Consider the following 17,785-nt stretch of genomic DNA (forward strand, 5'->3'; position numbering starts at 1 on the left):
TATTTTTTAAGGAGATAATTAATTATGGCTTTATTAGATAAAGATTTCTTATTAAATAATGAAATGGGTAAAATATTATTCCATAAATATGCTAAAAATATGCCTATTATTGATTTTCATTGTCATTTAAATCCAGATGAAATTTATGAAAATAAAAATTATCCCAATATTACCAAAATTTGGATCAATGAGGATCATTATGGAGACCACTATAAATGGCGTTTAATGAGAGCTAACGGTGTCCCCGAAGAATTAATTACGGGAGATGGCGATGATTATGAGAAGTTTATAGCTTGGGCTAAAACAATCGAACACTCAGCAGGAAACCCTTTGTATGAATGGACACACTTAGAACTACGTCGCTTTTTCGGCATTAACGAAACTTTTAATACACAAACTGCACCCAGAATATGGAAAAGGGCAAATGAATTATTGCAAACTGAAGATTTTAAACCACGTAATTTAATTCGTAATTCCAAGGTAAAGGCTGTATGTACAACAGACGATCCTGCCTCAGATCTACATTATCATAAATTAATCAAAAAAGACGAACGTGAAAATGGTTTTAGGACCTTACCAGCTATGCGTCCTGACAAATTAATCCAAATTGAACGTGATGGATTTGGTGAATATTTAAATACACTCAGTGATGTGTCTGGAGTTCAAATAACTAATTTTGATACACTCATTAAAGCCTTGCATCAACGATTTGAATACTTTAATAACATGGGCAGTCGTTTATCGGATCATTCTTTATTGACATATCACTTCAAAGAAGCCACTCCTAAGCAATTAGATGTTATTTTAAATAAGGGTATTAATAATGAATCTCTGAGTCAAGATGAAATTGACCAATATTTAACAATGTTATTAGAAAATTTGATGAAATTAAATAATGAGTTCAATTGGACCATGCAATGGCATGTCAATTCTGTTAGAGATATTAATCGACCTATGTTTAAAAAATTAGGCGCTGATACTGGTTATGATGCTATCGGAACTCAGCCAGATATTGCCTTGCACTTACAAAAATTATATACAAAGATGCGGGATACTAGTGATATTCCTAAGTCTATCTTCTACTCATTAAATCCAAATGATTGGATGGAATTAGCTACAATGATGGGATGTTTCCTAGAAGGAGGAGTGCAAAGAATGCAATTAGGAGCTGGATGGTGGTTTAATGATACTGCTGAAGGTATCCATGAACAATTACGCGTTTTTGCTGAGGAAAGTTGTTTACCGAATTTTGTTGGTATGTTGACAGACTCAAGAAGTTTCTTATCTTATCCTCGTCATGAATACTTCCGTAGAGTATTATGTAATTTTTATGGTGAATTAGTCGATCAAGGGCGTGTACCTGATGATGAAGAATACCTAGGAAAAATCATCCAAGATATTTCTTATAATAATGCATATAATTTCTTTGATTTCTTTGAAGATGCAACACCAGAAGAATTGTTTGGGCCAAAAAATTAAGATATATTTTCGTTAAACACAAGGAAGTTTTGTAAAAATGCAAATAATTGAAAATAAAAGTTTTAAGGCAGAGATTGATGAAAAAGGAGCTCAATTAACCCATTTGTATAAAAAAGGAGTTGACTTCGATTATATTTGGAATAATAATCTTTGGCCTAAACATGCTCCTGTGCTATTTCCAGCTATTGGACGTTCCAACGATGAGAGTTATTTATACAAAGGACAATCATATCAGATGCCACAACATGGTTTCGTTTCTGATTACGACTTCGAAGTGATCGCTAAGCAAACTGATAGTGTTACTTTACAATTGATGGCAACTAAAGAAACAAAGATCCTTTATCCATTTAACTTCAAATTAGCGATTACTTTTAGATTAACTGATTTGGGTTTACATTTAAGTTTTAAAGTTACTAATAATGATACTAAAACGATGTCATTTTCCTTAGGCTCACATCCAGCATTTAATGTTCCGATAGATGAACAGGGAGAATTTTCTGATTACCAAATAGTAATTACACCAAAAATCGATCAATTAAATCAATTTGATATTATTAAGAAACCCTATCCATTTCGCTCAGGATCTAAATCGCTTGTTCCTAATTATCATAATGGAATTATTGATTTAAATTATGACATGTTTGCAAAGGGATTAATTATTCTTGAAAATTATGGTATAGAATCACTAAAATTAAGATCTGATAAAAGTAAACATAGTATTAAATTATCTTTAAAAGATTTTAGATATGTTTGCTTATGGACCAAAGAAGATGCCAATGCACCATTCTTGTGTATTGAGCCATTTGAAGGGCTGCCAGATATTTACGGCTACCCAATAGACTTAATGGAAAAACCTGATAATGATATTCTGCTTGCAAATAATAGCAAGGTATTGGCATATGACATAAACTTAAAATAATTATTAAGTAATTAATCATAAGTCATTTTTAAGCATAGTTTTGATATATAAACAAGACTATGCTTTTTATATATTATTGTTCTTCTATTAAGGCAATATGCGCTGCCCATTTTATATAAAATTAACTATAATTAAGTGACTTCCAGCAAGTTCCATAAATTATTGAACTACTTAATAAACGGTGGCTACAGATTAATAATTATTAAACTCTATTGAAGTTTTAAAGATTTTGCTAATTAATCTTGTAATTTTCCTGGTAAAAACAATATTCATACTTAATTTAAATCAAAATAATAGTTGACAATATATTATTAATATGTTTTAATCTTATTAACTTAAATTAATGAAAGGAATTTATAATTATGAAACAATTCGTCCAACAACTTTATGCCTATTATTTTGACTTTGTTTTGTACAAATAACGTTCGTTATTAACGCGGGCGTTTACGCGCTCGCGTCTAAGCAAAACGAAGCCATCTTGGTTTGTTGCCAGCTAGGCGTAAAAGTCTAACTGGACATTATAATTATAATTCCAAATCAAATAAATGGATTATACCAGTTGAGACTTTTCTCAGCTGGTTTTTTTATTACAAAAAAGGAGTTTTTTAAAATGCAAGAACAAACATTAACCAAAATTCAAAAGCGCCGATTATCGATCGTACTATATTTAAATTACTTAGTACACGGTATCGGATTAATTATCCTAACCCAAAATATGCAAACTTTAGGCAAATTTTGGCAGGTCCCGATTGCTACAGTTTCATACGTCATTTCAGGAATTGGTATTGGAAAATTGATAGCATACTTTCTATTCGGGTATTTATCTGATCGTTTTGGACGTAAACATCTAGTTATAATTGGCACTTTAAGTTACATGATATTTTTTATAGGTATCCCTTTTACTCATAATATTATCCTTGCTTACTGTTTAGCTATTATTGCTGGAGTTGCTAATTCAGCTTTAGATTCTGGTACCTACCCGGCCTTCGTAGAAATGGGCGGTAATTCTAGTGCTTCTAATGTTTTCATCAAAGCTTTTATGTCATTAGGAGAATTTATTTTACCACTAGCAATTTCTATGATTGAAGTGCATAAACTATGGTTTGGCTGGTCTTTTATTGGAACATTGATCGTTCTTATTATTAATTTTCTGGTTTTATGGGGTACTCCTTTCCCACCCAAAAACCAAACTGATACTATTTTTAACACCCAACACACTAATATTTCTAAATTAGGCAAAATAATTAGTACTATAGCTTTAACCTTATATGGATACACTACCATGGCTATTATGATTTTATTCACTCAATGGATCAGCCTCTTTGCAACTAAAATTTTGAACTACAATTCCATAATTTCACATGGTTTATTATCCATTTATAGTATCGGTTCAATTACAGGCGTCATTTTGAATTTTATTTTATTAAAATACAAAGTCTCAGAAACTAAATTATTAGTTGTAATGAACGTATTATCTTTAATAGCAATTTTCACAGTTAGCCATTCTGCTACTATATTTTTATCTTTCATAGCTGCTTTTATATTTGGTGTCACTGCAGCTGGTGGTGTAATGCAAATTGCTCTTAATATTCTGCTAAAAATGTTTGCTCATCATCGGGGTCTAATTACTGGAATTTTCTTCACTTTTGGTAGTATTGCCACTTTTACTATTCCCATTTTAACTGGTGTGTTATCAAAATACAGTCTCCAATGGGTTATGAATTGCGACATTTTCATCGAATTACTAGGAACAATATTAGTTATCTTAGCGGACCTGTGCTTAAAAACTAAGAAGCCAGAAGCAAATATTGTTGAGAATTTAAAAATTACGAAAGGAAGATAATATAATGAACAAAGAAAATAGTCTTTCAAGTCAGGAATTACAAGATCAGCGTCAAGAAATTAACAAACTAGATCAAACGATTATTCCTTTATTAATCAAGCGTTTAACAATAGCCCAAAAATTCAATAGATTAAAGCTCAATAACAACTAAGTATTTTAGATAAAACTAGAGAAAAAGAGGTTCTTCAGCGTTTAGAAGCCCACACTCAGGATAAAAGGGTTCCAGCGACAATCAAAAATATTTATCAAGAAATTGTGGCTAATACTCGACAATACGAACAAAATCTCCTAACAGAGCAAAATTCTTCTCAAATGTAACTTTAGAAAGGAAATACTAATATGGATATTATTTTAGTAGAATTTATGTGCAGTTGAAAAACTACTGTAGGCATGTAGGCAAAATATTATCTCAAAAACTAAATTTACCCTTTCAAGATTTAGATGAAGTGATTATTAGTCAATCAGGAAAATCGATTGCTAAAATATTAATAGTACTGGTGAAAATATAGATTTCGTCAATTAGAACATACCATCTTAGCGAAGATATTAAATCAACCTGGTACTTTAAGTAGTGGGGAGTGTACACATAAAACCTGCTAATTTTAAATCATTAAAAACTCAGCAAGCACCGGTGGTTTTGCTAGACGCACAATTTCAAACCATCCTTATCCAGATTGTCCAATAATTATTCTCGACCACTAGTAAATCGCTTAGGTTCCACAGACTTGCAAGAATTACAGCAAGCACGTGCTGATAAGTATAACCTTGTAAGTAATTTAAAAATCGCTACTGATGAATCCACACCACAACAAATTGCACATAAAATTATTCAACAATTATTTTAATATAAAGAAGGCAAGATAATGCAGAAATATGATATATCTATATATGGCTTGTTTGCACACCCAGTCCAACATAGTCTGTCACCATTAATCCATAATACAAGTTTTAAGAAACTAGATATCCCAGGAATTTATCTTAAATTCGATATTATTCCCGAACATTTAACCAATGCTATTGCAGCTATTAAAGCACTTAATATTAAAGGAGTTAACTTATCCATGCCTCTAAAAACAGCAGTAATTCCCTTTTTAGATGAGTTAACACCAACTGCTCAGCAATTGAACTGTGTAAATACTATTATTAATCAGGATGGATATTTAAAGGGCGATACAACCGATGGCCGAGGCTTAATTTCATCGCTAAATTATAATGGAATTCAAGTGCAAAATAAAACTATTACAGTATTAGGAGCAGGAGGAGCCGGTAGAGCAATTATTGCCGCATTAAATAACCAGCAAGCTGCTAAAATTAACGTTTTTAAAAGAAAGAATTCTTCCTTCCTAACCCGTCAGCAACAACTAGAAAGTTGGTCACCAAATATTGCAGTTATTGATTATCAAGATGAGCTTGCCTTAAAAGAGTCCTTAGAACAGAGTCAGATTATTATTAATACTACAAGCCTTGGCATGAAACCAGATAAACATCTTCCTATCTCATTAACAGCGCTTAAGCAATTACGTCCTCAACAAGTTGTGATTGATATTATTTACTCTCCTATTTGCACTCCGCTACTTCAAATAGCCCAACAACAAGGTTGCCATACCTTTAATGGAATTGGTATGCTTGTACATCAAGCTGCACAATCTTTTGAGGAATGGACTCAGCAAAAAATGCCGATAGATCTAATTACAAACACTATTAATAATTACTTAAATAATAAAAGTTTAAATTCATAGCTTACAAGACCTGCAAGTAAAGAACATAGTTAAGTTGATCCTCTCCTCATGAAAAAATTTTATTTTACTAAAAAACAAACTATAATTCTTATAAGTCTATGGTTAGCTTTTCTAATAAGCTTTATTGTCAGATTAATTGGCCGACTTTAATGCCGATTATTAATTCAAAATTGGCTTTAACTGTTAAACAGGGTCTAGTTATATTACCGCATTTTATATTGGTTTATGATATTACAGTATTACCCGGTGGTATTCTATCTGACAAATTGGCTATAAAAAAGCAATAATTTTTACATTAATGGCAACAGCTCTGGTCACTGCACTCTTACCTCTTATGGTCCTAATTTTATATTGAAAAAATTCTAATAAAGCAACCACCAAAGTCATTAAACACCACAATTCTTCATCACTTACTCAAGATATTATTAGTCTCATTAAAAACAAAAATATAATATCATTATCATTATTAGAATTCTCTGCTGCAGGGGGCAACCTGGGGGGTTACTAATTTGACCAACTTATTTATGGTTAATGAAGTAGGTACGAGAGTTGTCACAGCAGGAGCAATTATGTCAATTTATGGTACTGGCTCTCTTCTAGGAATAGCTGCTTTTATGTAATAGTCTTTTGACTAATGCTCTCAGTGTGCAAATTGCTCCATCGCATTTGCGTGCCACCACCGCTGGATTTATTAATTTATTCAACTATTGGCACCATTATTATTGGGCAATATTTTACAGCTTACTAATAATTATTGCATGACCTTAATGATAATTGCTTTGTTTCCTTATTAGGAGCTGGAGCACTTTTATTTGTTAAAATCAATAAGTAATATTTATAAATTAACTACAATACAACTAAGCTTAATAAATCATAGTTTGAAAGATAATTTAAATCACACAAAATACCGAAACAAAACATGCTTCGGTATTTTTGTATAATAAATACTCATCGTAAATGATACGTAAAGATAAACTAAAAAGTAAGTTTTAAAAAACATTTTGCAACTTAGCTCTTAAGATTACTAACTAAGACTTCAATCATGTTTTGGGAAGGCATTACGAATCACTAAGGCAAACACTAATCCTATTATTTCTATAATACTAAAAACTATAAAAACTAAATGAAATTGTTGCTGCTGTTTAATTACTTCAGTAGCACCCATGGCCGGCAAGGATAATAACAGTGTCGCTACACTTACGCCCACTGAACCTAAAATCTGACGAATAGTTGTAATAACAGCTGTTCCATCGGCAATATACTCTTTGGGCAATGAATTAGCCCCCATAGTAACTGCTGGCATCATTACAAAGGCATTGCCCCCCTCAATCAAGGCTGCTATTAATATGAGAATAATAAGATTTAACTGCTGATTTAAAATAGCCAACAAACACCAGCCCAGAGCTATCATGCTCATACCCCAGATCAAAGTAACTTTAAAGCCAAATTTATCGGCCATCCTACCAGTTAATGGATTTAAAACACTTAAAATTACTGCTCCAGGAACTAAGGCCAATCCAGACCAAAAAGCCGATAAATGCAAAACATTTTGATAATACAGCGGAAAAATAATCGTAACAACAATTAGGGCAATATAAGAAAAACCTGTCAGCAACAAGGCTAAATCAAAATTAAAGGTTTTAAGAACCCGTAATTGCAACATCGGCTTGGAAGCCGTCAATTGCCGCATTACAAAAATTCCTAACAAAATAAAACTAGCAATTAAAATAATAATTAAATTAGAATTCCAAACTAAGGTTTTACCCCATTGTGTCAATACATATAAAAACCCAATAAAGCTTATAGCCGAAAAAGCTGAAATCCAATCTAATTTTGATGGATGTAATTCTAGAGGACTAATAATAAACTTTAAAGCTTCTAATAAGACAAGTGTAATTACTATCATAAAAAAGACAAAAACCCCTTGCCATTTAAAAAATCGTAAAACTACACCCGAAATAATTGGGCCCACAGCCAAAGCTGAACCCATAACCAGTCCGGCTAACCCCATGATACTGCCACGTTGATTCTTGGGAGTAATATTTAATAAAACTGTTTGATAAGCTGGAAATAAAACTCCTACTGCAATTGCCTCTAATACGCGTCCTAACATCATCAATTGAAAAGAGGAGGCCATTACAATTAACAACGTTCCCAAATCAAAGACTAACAATAAACTCAAATAAAGACTTTTAAAATTAATATTAGCTAACAACCAGGGACTGACAGGTATCATGACTGTCATAATTAACATAAAGCCAGTAGTTAACCATTGAATAGTAGAAGCCGACACCGAAAAATATTTCATTAAAGTAGGATAGGCCGTTGACAGGGCTGATTGACTAATAGACATAGTAAAAGTTCCAGTTAATAAGGTAATTATAAATGCCCACCGAGCTTGATGGGATAGTTTTATTTCCTTTGACATTTTAGCCGCCTCTTTCTTAAATACACTAGTAGTAATACGCGACTATTATTGACCTCTTTACAGTTATTTACAAGGTATTTCCCCAAAAAATTAAGTAAGCCTAATTTTTTGTTTAATTTTACTGAAATAAGGAGTATGATATGTTTTGAAATAAGAAGGAGGGATTGTAGTGGTCGAAAAAGTCACCACGAAAAAACACCACTTGATAGAATATGCCAATGGTCCTTCTTTGGAAGAAATCAACGGTACAGTTGAAGTTCCTAAGGGTAAAGGCTTTTGGCGCACATTATTTGCTTATTCTGGACCAGGAGCTTTAGTTGCTGTTGGTTATATGGATCCGGGTAATTGGTCAACATCTATTACTGGTGGTCAGAATTTCCAGTACCTACTAATGTCCATCATCTTAATTTCAAGTTTGATTGCGATGTTGTTACAATACATGGCAGCTAAACTTGGGATTGTGACGCAAATGGATTTAGCTCAAGCGATTCGAGCCAGAACTAGTAAAACTTTAGGAATTGTCTTGTGGATATTAACAGAATTAGCCATTATGGCCACCGATATTGCCGAAGTTATTGGTGGCGCCATTGCTTTATATTTACTGTTCAACATTCCCCTTGTAATAGCAGTGTTCATTACTGTTTTTGATGTTTTGGTGCTGTTATTATTAACCAAGATTGGTTTTCGTAAAATTGAGGCGATTGTTGTTGCTTTGATTTTAGTTATCTTATTTATATTTGTTTACCAAGTGGCCTTATCAAATCCTAATTGGGGCGCTGTAATTGGCGGTTTGGTGCCATCAGTTAAAACTATGTCTGGTAGTCCCCATATTGGTGGACAAACACCAATCAGCGGATCTTTAGGTATTATTGGTGCTACTGTTATGCCCCATAATTTATACTTGCATTCTTCAATTTCTCAGACTCGTAAAATTGATCATAACGACGAAGAAGATGTTGCCCAAGCAGTGAAGTTTTCCGCTTGGGACTCTAATATTCAATTAACATTTGCTTTCTTTGTCAATGCCTTATTATTAATTACTGGGGTTGCAGTTTTCAAATCAGGCGCAGTTAAAGATCCATCTTTCTTTGGCTTGTATCAAGCACTTTCAGATACATCAACCTTGAGCAATGGTATTTTAGCTAGTGTTGCCAAAACTGGTGTACTTTCAACATTATTTGCGGTCGCCTTACTTGCTTCTGGTCAAAATTCTACAATTACAGGTACTTTGACTGGTCAAGTAATTATGGAAGGTTTTATTCACATGCGTGTGCCCTTATGGTTGCGGCGTTTAATCACTCGTTTAATTTCCGTTATTCCAGTTTTGATTTGTGTGGCCTTAACTAGTGGCAAGCCACCTGTTGAAGAACATGAAGCCTTAAATGATTTAATGAATAACTCCCAGGTATTTTTGGCATTTGCCTTGCCATTTTCAATGTTGCCATTATTAATGTTCACTGACAGTAAGGACGAAATGGGTCAAAGATTTACTAATTCATGGTGGATAAAAATTCTCGGTTGGATTTCGGTTCTTGCCTTAACTGTTTTAAATCTTAAGAATTTGCCGGACCAAATTGTCAGTTTTTATGGTGATCATCCTAATGCTGCTCAATTACAGCAGGCTCAAATTATTGCCTATACTTCTATTGCTGTTGTCCTATTGTTGTTAGTTTGGACAATCGTGGAATTATATCAAGGCAACAAACGCTTTAAAAAATCCCAAGATGACAAGTTAGCTAAAAGTTTAAAATAATCGAAAAGAGGTAGCGCCATTATGGAAGAACCAAATTTTGATTTAAAAAAGATTTTAGTTGGAGTTGATAACTCCGAAGATGCCCAAAAGGCTTTTCAATATGCAATTAAATTAGCCAAAATTACTGGTGCAAAGCTATTAATTGTTACTGTATTAGAAAAGCACGATATGAACGTGTATGAAGTACTCAATGATGACTTTATTCATGGCAAACGAGAAGATGTTGAGCGTCATGTGGAAGAATATGTAAAAACTGCTGAAGATGCTGGAGTAGATGATGTTCAAGGCATCATCAGTGAAGGCAACCCCGGAGAAACCATTGTTGAAGATGTGATTCCAAAATATCATCCTGATTTACTAATTATTGGTTCCTTAGATATTAAGGGTCAAAAGAAACTTTTTGGCAGTCAAGCCTCACATATGGCTAAGAATTCACCAATTTCCGTTTTAGTTATTAGATAAGTTTATAAAAACAGATAACAATAATTGTTATCTGTTTTTTATTACCTTAAATATTGCTCCAATAAGTTCTGAATAAAAGACATTGCCCTTGTAGTTACCAAAGTATATTATTATCAGCTAATTTTGAAGAGAACGAGATAAACGCTCTAATATATAAACTACGGGTATTTGACTGGTTAAGTTCAAAGTTCGCCCAACTACCTTAGATTCTAGTAAATAGCAAAAATTAAGATCGGATAAATTAGCAATCGTATTGTCAGAATTGTTGGTAATACTAATAATCTTGGCACCATTAGCCCGAAAATTAATAACTTGCTCAACAGTTGGTGTAGTTTCTCCACTAACAGATAGGACAATTACTATTTTATTATGATAAGCATTTTTGATTCTATCAATGGGGTAAAAGGGATCACTTACTACAAAGGCACTGTAGCCATTATTAACAAATTGACGAGCACCATAAGCAGCTAAATCTTGAGATGTTCCAATACCATAAAATATAAAATCGGTACAATGTTGCGTGAAACGTTTAAAAATATTTATTTTTTGTGTGTAATCATCAATTATTGATTGATGAAAATAATAAATTGCCTGAAAAGTTATATCATCATCAATCAGTGGAATATTTAACTCATGCTTTAACTTCTCACTTAAATCTTGATAATGACTGTAGCCCATCTTTTTAATAGTTCTAACAACTGAAGCAGGTGATACTTCTAATTTTAGAGCTAACTGTCGTAAACTGAACGAAATCACCTTTTCTTTATTAGCTAAAATAAATTGATATATTTTCCATTCAGTTGGAGTAAATTTAGGTCCAGGTGGCATCATAAAATCGCCTCGTATATTTAATAAATATTTATTTAAATTAAAAAGCAACAGCCCTTATAAAGCAACTGTTGCTTTTAAAAACGAATAATTAACTATAATTAATCAGCTAATTTTTTATAAAGGTCAACCATTTCACCAGCTAAATCGCGAAAAGTAATGGCATTCATGATATGATCTTGCGCATGAACCATCAACAAGGTAACTGGAGCGTGTTCACCATTTGCTTCTTTAGTTAACATACCAGTTTGAGCATTGTGGGCTTCTGCTAAATACTTGTCAGATTCTTTAAGCTTAGCATCTGCTTGCTCCAAATTACCAGCTTTGGCAGCTTTAATTGCTTCAAAAGCAGCCCCTTTGGCATTACCGCCATTCATAATCAAGCCCATTACTGTTTGTAAATTTTCGTCTTCAGTCGCCATTTAAAATTCCTTTCAGTAATCAGTAATCTATTTAATTAAACTTAAAGCTTCATCTAATACTTTAGGTCCATTCATCATTCCATAGTCTTGCATATTGATTACTTCTACGGGAATTGAAACCCGTTTCTTAAAGTCGTCTAACATATAGCTAACTTGTGGTCCTAACATTAAAACATCAGGATGGTCACTTTCTAACTTAGTATCTGCATCTGCTGCTGATGTAGCAAAAATTTTAGCATCAACGCCCTTTTCTTCAGCAGCCTTTTGCATTTTGCTGACTAACAAACTAGTTGACATGCCTGCAGCACAAACTAACATAATTGTTTTTTCACTCATAGTAATTTCTCCTTTGCGAATAACTAACCAAGCTGATGGTATTATCAAAGAACGTTTTCAGACTTAGCTTCTAATTTATTTTATCACAATAATGTACCATAAAGAAATAATATTAATCAGCTTGAGCTGCTAATTGTTCTTGTTTAAATTTATCCCTATCTAAACTCTTGAAGAAGAAGAAATAAATAGCTATATCCATAATTATTTCAACCAATTGAAGGACTGAGCCGGAAATATGATTGGTTGCCAAAAAGCCAGAAATAATTGGCGGAGTTGTCCAAGGAATATATACACCTGAAGTCTTGGCAACAATTCCAAGTTTCATAGTAGTATAAGCCACAGTAATATTCATTAATGGAGCCACAATAAACGGTATTGCCATTTTATAATTAAGAACAATAGGCACTCCAAAAATTACTGGTTCATTAATATTAAACAATGAAGGACCAACAATTAACTCACCTAAAGTCTTAAATTCTTTACTCTTAGAAGCAAATGCAATTAACAATGCTAATCCAATCGTAGCACCACTACCGCCAATTCTAACAAAATTATCAAAGAAGGGTTTAGTTACAATATTAGGTAATACATGACCAGCAGTATGGGCTGCAGCATTTTGGGCCATTGCTGCATATAAAATAGGATCAACAACACCAGATATGGCATTAGCACCATGTATACCAAATAACCATAATGTACATACAACAAGTTCTATTACTAGCGCCCCACCCAATGTATTACTTACACTACCTAAAGGACCGGCTAAGAAAAATGTAATAACATTAGGGATGCTCTTCATTGGAGTAGCTTCAACAGCTAGACGAACTAACCAAACTAAAAGTAAAGATAACGCTCCTGGAAATAGAGCCGCAAAAGAATTACTTACAGCTGGAGGAACTGTGTCGGGCATTTTAATAGTCAAATTCTTATGAACTAGCCAAACGTAAAAATCTGTAATAAATAAACCAACAATCATAGCTATAAATAAACCTGATGAATCTAACTGCTTAAGTGGAACCCATAAGTCTCCCGCTTTATCTGTTTTAAGTGGAATAGTAAGAATAAAGGCACCAATTCCCACAATCATAGCAGAAAAAGCATCGATTTTATAACTTTTAGCTAAATTATAAGAAATACCCGCAACTGCAATTAATCCCATAATATGAAATGAAGCATTAGTTGGATACTGAACAATTGTAGCCCAATTAGCTCCAAAAGTATGAGTCATAAAGGATTGATATCCCTTAATTGGAAATTGCGCAATAATCATAAAAATAGAACCAATAATAATCATTGGAACAGCTGCCGTCATTCCATCACGCAGGGCAACTAAATGACGCGAGGCTGCTAATTTATTGAAAAAAGGAATTAATTTAGCATTTAAAAAATTACTTGATTTTTCAGACATTACTTTCACTTCCTAATTATAGATTTTCGCCATTAGTCTTAATGACCTCTTGATACCAAGCAAAAGAATCTTTCTTGGATCGTTTTAGACTTCCTTGGCCTTTATCATCTTTATCTACATAAATGAATCCATAACGCTTAGACATTTGCCCAGTGCCGGCTGAAACTAAATCAATACAGCCCCAAGGTGTATAACCCATTAAGTCAATTCCATCTTCAATCACAGCTAATTTCATTTGTTCAATGTGTGCTTTCAGATAATCAATCCGATACTGATCGTGGACAATTCCGTCAGCTGCGATTTTATCTATAGCACCAAAACCATTTTCTACGATAAATTGTGGCTTGTCATAACGATCCGCCATCCAGTTCATTGCATAGCGCAAACCTTCAGGATCAATTTGCCAGCCCCATTCAGAAGCTTGAACATACTTGTTTGGCACACCATCTTTTTCTTCTTGGTAATGATAATTCAATGGTTCATCATCGTGCGCTTGAACACAACGTGACATATAATAGCTAAAACCAATATAGTCCACAGTGCCTTGTTGCAGAATTTGTAAATCAGCCGCAGTAATATCTAAATTCCATTCTTGATTAGCTTGATACTGTTGCAGCCATAGTGGATATTGGCCATTGGATTGCACGTCTTCGAACCAATAACGCGCCTGCATTGCCCGCTCGGCTTTCATCACATCTGCTGGTTTCGACGAAGCAGGATAAAGCGGTACCATTGCAATCATTGAGCCAATTTGAAAATCAGGATTAATCTGGTGTCCCAGCTTAACAGCTTTAGCACTTGCGACTAATTCATAGTGGGCTGCTTGATACATGGTTTTTTCCATGTTTTCGCCAGCTTGAGGCATTAAGCCTGAATTGGTCATCATAGCAAAATTATTTTCGTAATCCGTTTGGTTATTGATTTCATTAAATGTCATCCAGTATTTAACTTTATTACGATAACGCTTAAATACAGTTTCAGCAAAATTCATAAAGAAATCAATCAACTTGCGATTCCGCCAACCACCATATTCTTTAACCAAATGATAGGGCATTTCAAAATGCGACAAGGTGATTACAGGCTCAATGTTATATTTAAGACATTCATCAAATAAATCATCATAAAACTTCAAACCAGCTTCATTAGGTTTGCTCTCATCACCATTGGGAAAAATTCGTGTCCAGGCGATAGAAGTTCGAAAACACTTGAAGCCCATTTCCGCAAACAACTTAATATCTTCTGGATAACGATGATAAAAATCAATTCCTTCATGGTTAGGATAATAAAGATTTGGTTGAACACCGTCTGTAATTTGGCGATCAACGCCATTAGCACCAGCAGTCATGATATCCGCTACACTGATACCCTTGCCGCCTTCTTGCCAACCACCTTCTAATTGATGTGCAGCAACAGCTCCACCCCAAAGAAAATCATCTCTGAGTTTTTTACTATTTACCAATTGTATATCCTCCCAAAATTATCTAAATTACTGATACCGGTTTCACAATAATTAATTTATCATATTCATCATTTAAAACAACCCCGCTTGAGTGGCTTTCAGGCAAAAAGTGTTTCATCCAAAAAAACATTTTTATCTAATAAAAAAGAGCTGCAACTAAAATTCCTGATAATTGGAATAATAGTTCGTTACAGCTCTTCCATATTAGTGCTTACTAAATTATGGTTCATTTTGATATTTTCTTTGGTAAGCGGAAATATTGGCATATTCAGTAGTTAATTGTTGCCGCAAACGCATATAGATCGGCAGCAATTCCTGATAATGCTGAGAACTTGTTAATTGTGGTTGAAAACTGGTAACTTCTCCACGATAACGATTGAGATGCTGCCAATCACTTTCCAACCCCAGACTAATTTTAGCCAAAAACATAGCAGCCAAACAGCCACTTTCACGAATAGGCGGAATACTAATTTTCGTTTGAAAAACATCTGCTAAGATTTGTGCTCCCAATGCGGATTGAACAAATCCACCAGTCGCTAATATCTGTTGTGGCGACTCAACTATGTGTTTCAATGATGTGGCTACATCATAGATATTAAAGACAATCCCTTCCATCACAGCTCTGAGCATATCCGCTCTAGTATGATTACGGTTCAAACCATAAAACGACCCCCGAGCATTGGCATCCCAAAGAGGAGCCCGCTCACCTCCTAAATAAGGGTGAAATAACAGTCCATGAGCGCCAGCCGGAGAGGTAGCAGCAATTTGATTCAGTAATTCATAATCATTAGTTTTTAATAGGCTGGCAGTGGTTTGCTGTTCACCAAACAAAGCATCTTTAGCCCAGTTAAAGACAATTCCGCCGTTATTAAGTGGACCACCAACCAAATAATGACTTTGATTTATTGGATAGCAAAAAAGGCGTGCTTGTTGATCCAACTTGGGCTGACTGGTAACTGTCCGCACAGCAGCAGAAGTTCCAATATTAATTGTTAAAGTATCAGCCTGATTACCGCTTAATCCCAAAGTTGATAGCGCACCATCTGTGGCTCCCATTACAGTAATTACTTGTGAATTTAATCCTGTCAAATCTGCATATTTATTTTTAATACCCTTAATTTGAGCTGTAATCGGAACTAAAGGCGGTAATTGAGCAGTGGTAATACCCGCCAAATCTAGTAACTGAGGACACCAAGACAAGCTTTTTAAATCCATTAGACCTGTGGAAGCAGCCATAGACTGTTCTTCTTGCAATTGCCCTGTATATCGCCAAATTAAATATTCTTTAATCCCTACCCAATAAGCAGCTTGCTGAAAAATATGAGGCTGAGATTGCTGCAGCCATAGTAGTTTATAGATTGGACCCATTGGATGAATTGGTAGCCCAGTACGTTGATAAATCTTCAAAGCCTGACCCTTTTTTTGCAATTGTTGAACAAGCGAAGCGGCACGATTATCAGCCCAAGTTATCACACGTGATAAAGGCTGGTAATTATAATCTAGCGCTAGCAGACTATGCTGTTGAGCTGACCAGCAAAGAGCCACGACATCTTGTCCCGAAACTTGTGCCCGCAAAATAACCGTTTTAATTACTCTTAAAGTCGCCTGGAAGATTTCTTCTGGATCTTCTTCTGCCATTTCTGGCTCTTCCTGGTATAAAAGATAACTTTGACTAGCTTTAGCTAAGGCACTTCCAGCTAAATTATATAAAATGGCTTTCGTATTAGTAGTTCCAACATCTATTCCAATTAGATACTGCATCCAAATCTCCCTTTTGTATCTTCATGAAAACTGTTTCAAAGAAAAAAACAAATAATTTAGGTTTATTATAAGACATCTTCCTCAATGGGCAATACCGATTAACTTTTTGTATTATTTAACTCTTCTCCTACTACCGCTTCTAAATATACCCCGATATCTTTATACTGGTAAAATTCATAGCAGCAATTATACACGGTCAGCGTAAGCAAAACCGATATTTAAGCGTTCTCAATTTCATTTTCTATATAATGAAAAAATCCGTAAAGGTTACCAACACCTCTACGGATCAAATCTTAGATTAACTTATTAGTTTTTAAAAATTTCCATTCCTTATATCAGCAGTTCCAAAGGTACATGGAGAATATAGTGTAATTTACGAATTTCACTTTGCTTAAATTCAACATGATGATTAATTTTTCGATTAGTAGCTGATAAAGAGCAGCCGATTACTTCAGCCACTTTAGTTTGGGGAATATGATTCGCCGTTAAATAGCCTAAAAGTTCATTAGAGTCTTCCATTTATAAATACCTCCAGCATTAAATTAATAAGAAGTTGATTTTTAACCAATTAATTTAACCCGTCAACCAAAGTATAAGTAATAGTGCCCTTGTATTTTCCAGCTTTAGGAACGGAATTATTTTTAATATTTAATTGTATGCCATCATTTGCTGCATAACTCCATGAATATTGAGTAGCCGCATTATTACTGGTTCGACTATATATAAGATAAGGATTAGTATTAAGGGGATGACCATTAAATTCTATGGGATTATTGGAAATTATGAAACTAGGATCATTCTCTAATGTTAGCGGGGTGGCCGTTGCGTCCACATGCCAATGACGTCCTGCACGTAAAGGGCGGTCATCATCGACTTGAAAATCTTGGGAATCACTCGTTGTTAATATATGAATCATTCCCAAAATGTTATTGCCATAATCTAAATTGT

Annotated in this window: 19 protein-coding genes; 10 read left to right on the forward strand and 9 right to left on the reverse strand. The window is 34.1% G+C overall.

The genetic code is table 11. The annotated features are described in order from the left end of the window. Positions 1–24 precede the first annotated feature (24 nt). From uxaC to aroE, 8 genes are all read left to right on the forward strand, one after another. Positions 25–1,479, forward strand: a complete 1,455-nt coding sequence (gene uxaC, locus EQ827_RS04750; RefSeq protein WP_181189846.1) for a glucuronate isomerase — start codon at positions 25–27, stop codon at positions 1,477–1,479. 37 nt (positions 1,480–1,516) lie between these two features. Further along, positions 1,517–2,398 carry an aldose 1-epimerase family protein gene (locus tag EQ827_RS04755; protein ID WP_181189847.1) on the forward strand — a complete coding sequence of 294 codons (882 nt, stop codon included), beginning with the start codon at positions 1,517–1,519 and terminating at the stop codon, positions 2,396–2,398. 610 nt (positions 2,399–3,008) lie between these two features. Beyond that, positions 3,009–4,241, forward strand: a complete 1,233-nt coding sequence (locus EQ827_RS04760) for an MFS transporter (protein WP_181189848.1) — start codon at positions 3,009–3,011, stop codon at positions 4,239–4,241. 4 nt (positions 4,242–4,245) lie between these two features. Then, positions 4,246–4,392 (forward strand): chorismate mutase, encoded by a 147-nt coding sequence (locus EQ827_RS04765; RefSeq protein ID WP_181189849.1) that lies wholly within the window; start codon positions 4,246–4,248, stop codon positions 4,390–4,392. Between the two features lie 2 nt (positions 4,393–4,394). Next, positions 4,395–4,559 (forward strand): chorismate mutase, encoded by a 165-nt coding sequence (locus EQ827_RS09235; protein ID WP_181189861.1) that lies wholly within the window; start codon positions 4,395–4,397, stop codon positions 4,557–4,559. A gap of 47 nt (positions 4,560–4,606) precedes the next feature. Beyond that, positions 4,607–4,750, forward strand: coding sequence for a shikimate kinase (locus EQ827_RS09240; RefSeq protein WP_219912638.1), 144 nt, complete (start codon positions 4,607–4,609; stop codon positions 4,748–4,750). Between the two features lie 165 nt (positions 4,751–4,915). Next, positions 4,916–5,086: a hypothetical protein gene (locus tag EQ827_RS04780; protein ID WP_181189850.1), complete on the forward strand. Its 171-nt coding sequence runs from the start codon at positions 4,916–4,918 to the stop codon at positions 5,084–5,086. 18 nt (positions 5,087–5,104) lie between these two features. After that, positions 5,105–5,980 carry a shikimate dehydrogenase gene (gene aroE, locus EQ827_RS04785; RefSeq protein WP_181189851.1) on the forward strand — a complete coding sequence of 292 codons (876 nt, stop codon included), beginning with the start codon at positions 5,105–5,107 and terminating at the stop codon, positions 5,978–5,980. Between the two features lie 1,036 nt (positions 5,981–7,016). Here aroE and EQ827_RS04790 read toward each other — a convergent pair. After that, entirely contained in the window at positions 7,017–8,408 is a 1,392-nt protein-coding gene (locus tag EQ827_RS04790) for a DHA2 family efflux MFS transporter permease subunit (RefSeq protein ID WP_181189852.1), read from the reverse strand. 169 nt (positions 8,409–8,577) lie between these two features. Between EQ827_RS04790 and EQ827_RS04795 the strand changes: the two genes are divergently transcribed. Together EQ827_RS04795 and EQ827_RS04800 are read left to right on the forward strand one after the other, a co-directional pair. After that, positions 8,578–10,161: an Nramp family divalent metal transporter gene (locus EQ827_RS04795; RefSeq protein ID WP_373563509.1), complete on the forward strand. Its 1,584-nt coding sequence runs from the start codon at positions 8,578–8,580 to the stop codon at positions 10,159–10,161. Between the two features lie 21 nt (positions 10,162–10,182). Beyond that, positions 10,183–10,623 carry a universal stress protein gene (locus EQ827_RS04800; protein WP_181189853.1) on the forward strand — a complete coding sequence of 147 codons (441 nt, stop codon included), beginning with the start codon at positions 10,183–10,185 and terminating at the stop codon, positions 10,621–10,623. A gap of 117 nt (positions 10,624–10,740) precedes the next feature. On the opposite strand, the gene EQ827_RS04805 is transcribed toward EQ827_RS04800, so the two are convergent. The 8 genes from EQ827_RS04805 to EQ827_RS04840 form a co-directional block, all read right to left on the reverse strand. Continuing rightward, a complete protein-coding gene (locus EQ827_RS04805) occupies positions 10,741–11,454 on the reverse strand; it encodes a MurR/RpiR family transcriptional regulator (protein WP_181189854.1) in 714 nt (237 codons plus the stop codon). Positions 11,455–11,552: 98 nt separating this feature from the next. Continuing rightward, a complete protein-coding gene (locus tag EQ827_RS04810; protein WP_181189855.1) occupies positions 11,553–11,873 on the reverse strand; it encodes a PTS lactose/cellobiose transporter subunit IIA in 321 nt (106 codons plus the stop codon). Between the two features lie 27 nt (positions 11,874–11,900). After that, on the reverse strand, positions 11,901–12,209 hold the full coding sequence (locus EQ827_RS04815; RefSeq protein ID WP_181189856.1) for a PTS sugar transporter subunit IIB: 309 nt from the start codon (positions 12,207–12,209) through the stop codon (positions 11,901–11,903). A gap of 112 nt (positions 12,210–12,321) precedes the next feature. Next, a complete protein-coding gene (gene celB / locus EQ827_RS04820; RefSeq protein WP_181189857.1) occupies positions 12,322–13,617 on the reverse strand; it encodes a PTS cellobiose transporter subunit IIC in 1,296 nt (431 codons plus the stop codon). Positions 13,618–13,633: 16 nt separating this feature from the next. After that, positions 13,634–15,076: a 6-phospho-beta-glucosidase gene (locus EQ827_RS04825; RefSeq protein WP_219912639.1), complete on the reverse strand. Its 1,443-nt coding sequence runs from the start codon at positions 15,074–15,076 to the stop codon at positions 13,634–13,636. A gap of 219 nt (positions 15,077–15,295) precedes the next feature. Beyond that, on the reverse strand, positions 15,296–16,837 hold the full coding sequence (locus EQ827_RS04830) for a gluconokinase (RefSeq protein ID WP_181189858.1): 1,542 nt from the start codon (positions 16,835–16,837) through the stop codon (positions 15,296–15,298). 330 nt (positions 16,838–17,167) lie between these two features. Then, entirely contained in the window at positions 17,168–17,356 is a 189-nt protein-coding gene (locus EQ827_RS04835; protein ID WP_181189859.1) for a transcriptional regulator, read from the reverse strand. 49 nt (positions 17,357–17,405) lie between these two features. Further along, positions 17,406–17,785 (reverse strand): hypothetical protein (locus tag EQ827_RS04840; RefSeq protein WP_181189860.1); only part of this gene is annotated, 380 nt, incomplete at its 5' end.

The organism is Bombilactobacillus bombi, from assembly GCF_013607485.1.
Lineage (GTDB): Bacteria > Bacillota > Bacilli > Lactobacillales > Lactobacillaceae > Bombilactobacillus > Bombilactobacillus bombi_A.

Excerpts from the sequence above, each read along its gene's own strand:
- uxaC (WP_181189846.1), top strand. The coding sequence starts at position 25 with ATGGCTTTATTAGATAAAGATTTCTTATTAAATAATGAAATGGGTAAA.
- EQ827_RS04755 (WP_181189847.1), top strand. The coding sequence starts at position 1,517 with ATGCAAATAATTGAAAATAAAAGTTTTAAGGCAGAGATTGATGAAAAA.
- EQ827_RS04760 (WP_181189848.1), top strand. The coding sequence starts at position 3,009 with ATGCAAGAACAAACATTAACCAAAATTCAAAAGCGCCGATTATCGATC.
- EQ827_RS04765 (WP_181189849.1), top strand. The coding sequence starts at position 4,246 with ATGAACAAAGAAAATAGTCTTTCAAGTCAGGAATTACAAGATCAGCGT.
- aroE (WP_181189851.1), top strand. The coding sequence starts at position 5,105 with ATGCAGAAATATGATATATCTATATATGGCTTGTTTGCACACCCAGTC.
- EQ827_RS04790 (WP_181189852.1), bottom strand. The coding sequence starts at position 8,408 with ATGTCAAAGGAAATAAAACTATCCCATCAAGCTCGGTGGGCATTTATA.
- EQ827_RS04800 (WP_181189853.1), top strand. The coding sequence starts at position 10,183 with ATGGAAGAACCAAATTTTGATTTAAAAAAGATTTTAGTTGGAGTTGAT.
- EQ827_RS04805 (WP_181189854.1), bottom strand. The coding sequence starts at position 11,454 with ATGATGCCACCTGGACCTAAATTTACTCCAACTGAATGGAAAATATAT.
- EQ827_RS04810 (WP_181189855.1), bottom strand. The coding sequence starts at position 11,873 with ATGGCGACTGAAGACGAAAATTTACAAACAGTAATGGGCTTGATTATG.
- EQ827_RS04815 (WP_181189856.1), bottom strand. The coding sequence starts at position 12,209 with ATGAGTGAAAAAACAATTATGTTAGTTTGTGCTGCAGGCATGTCAACT.
- celB (WP_181189857.1), bottom strand. The coding sequence starts at position 13,617 with ATGTCTGAAAAATCAAGTAATTTTTTAAATGCTAAATTAATTCCTTTT.
- EQ827_RS04830 (WP_181189858.1), bottom strand. The coding sequence starts at position 16,837 with ATGCAGTATCTAATTGGAATAGATGTTGGAACTACTAATACGAAAGCC.
- EQ827_RS04835 (WP_181189859.1), bottom strand. The coding sequence starts at position 17,356 with ATGGAAGACTCTAATGAACTTTTAGGCTATTTAACGGCGAATCATATT.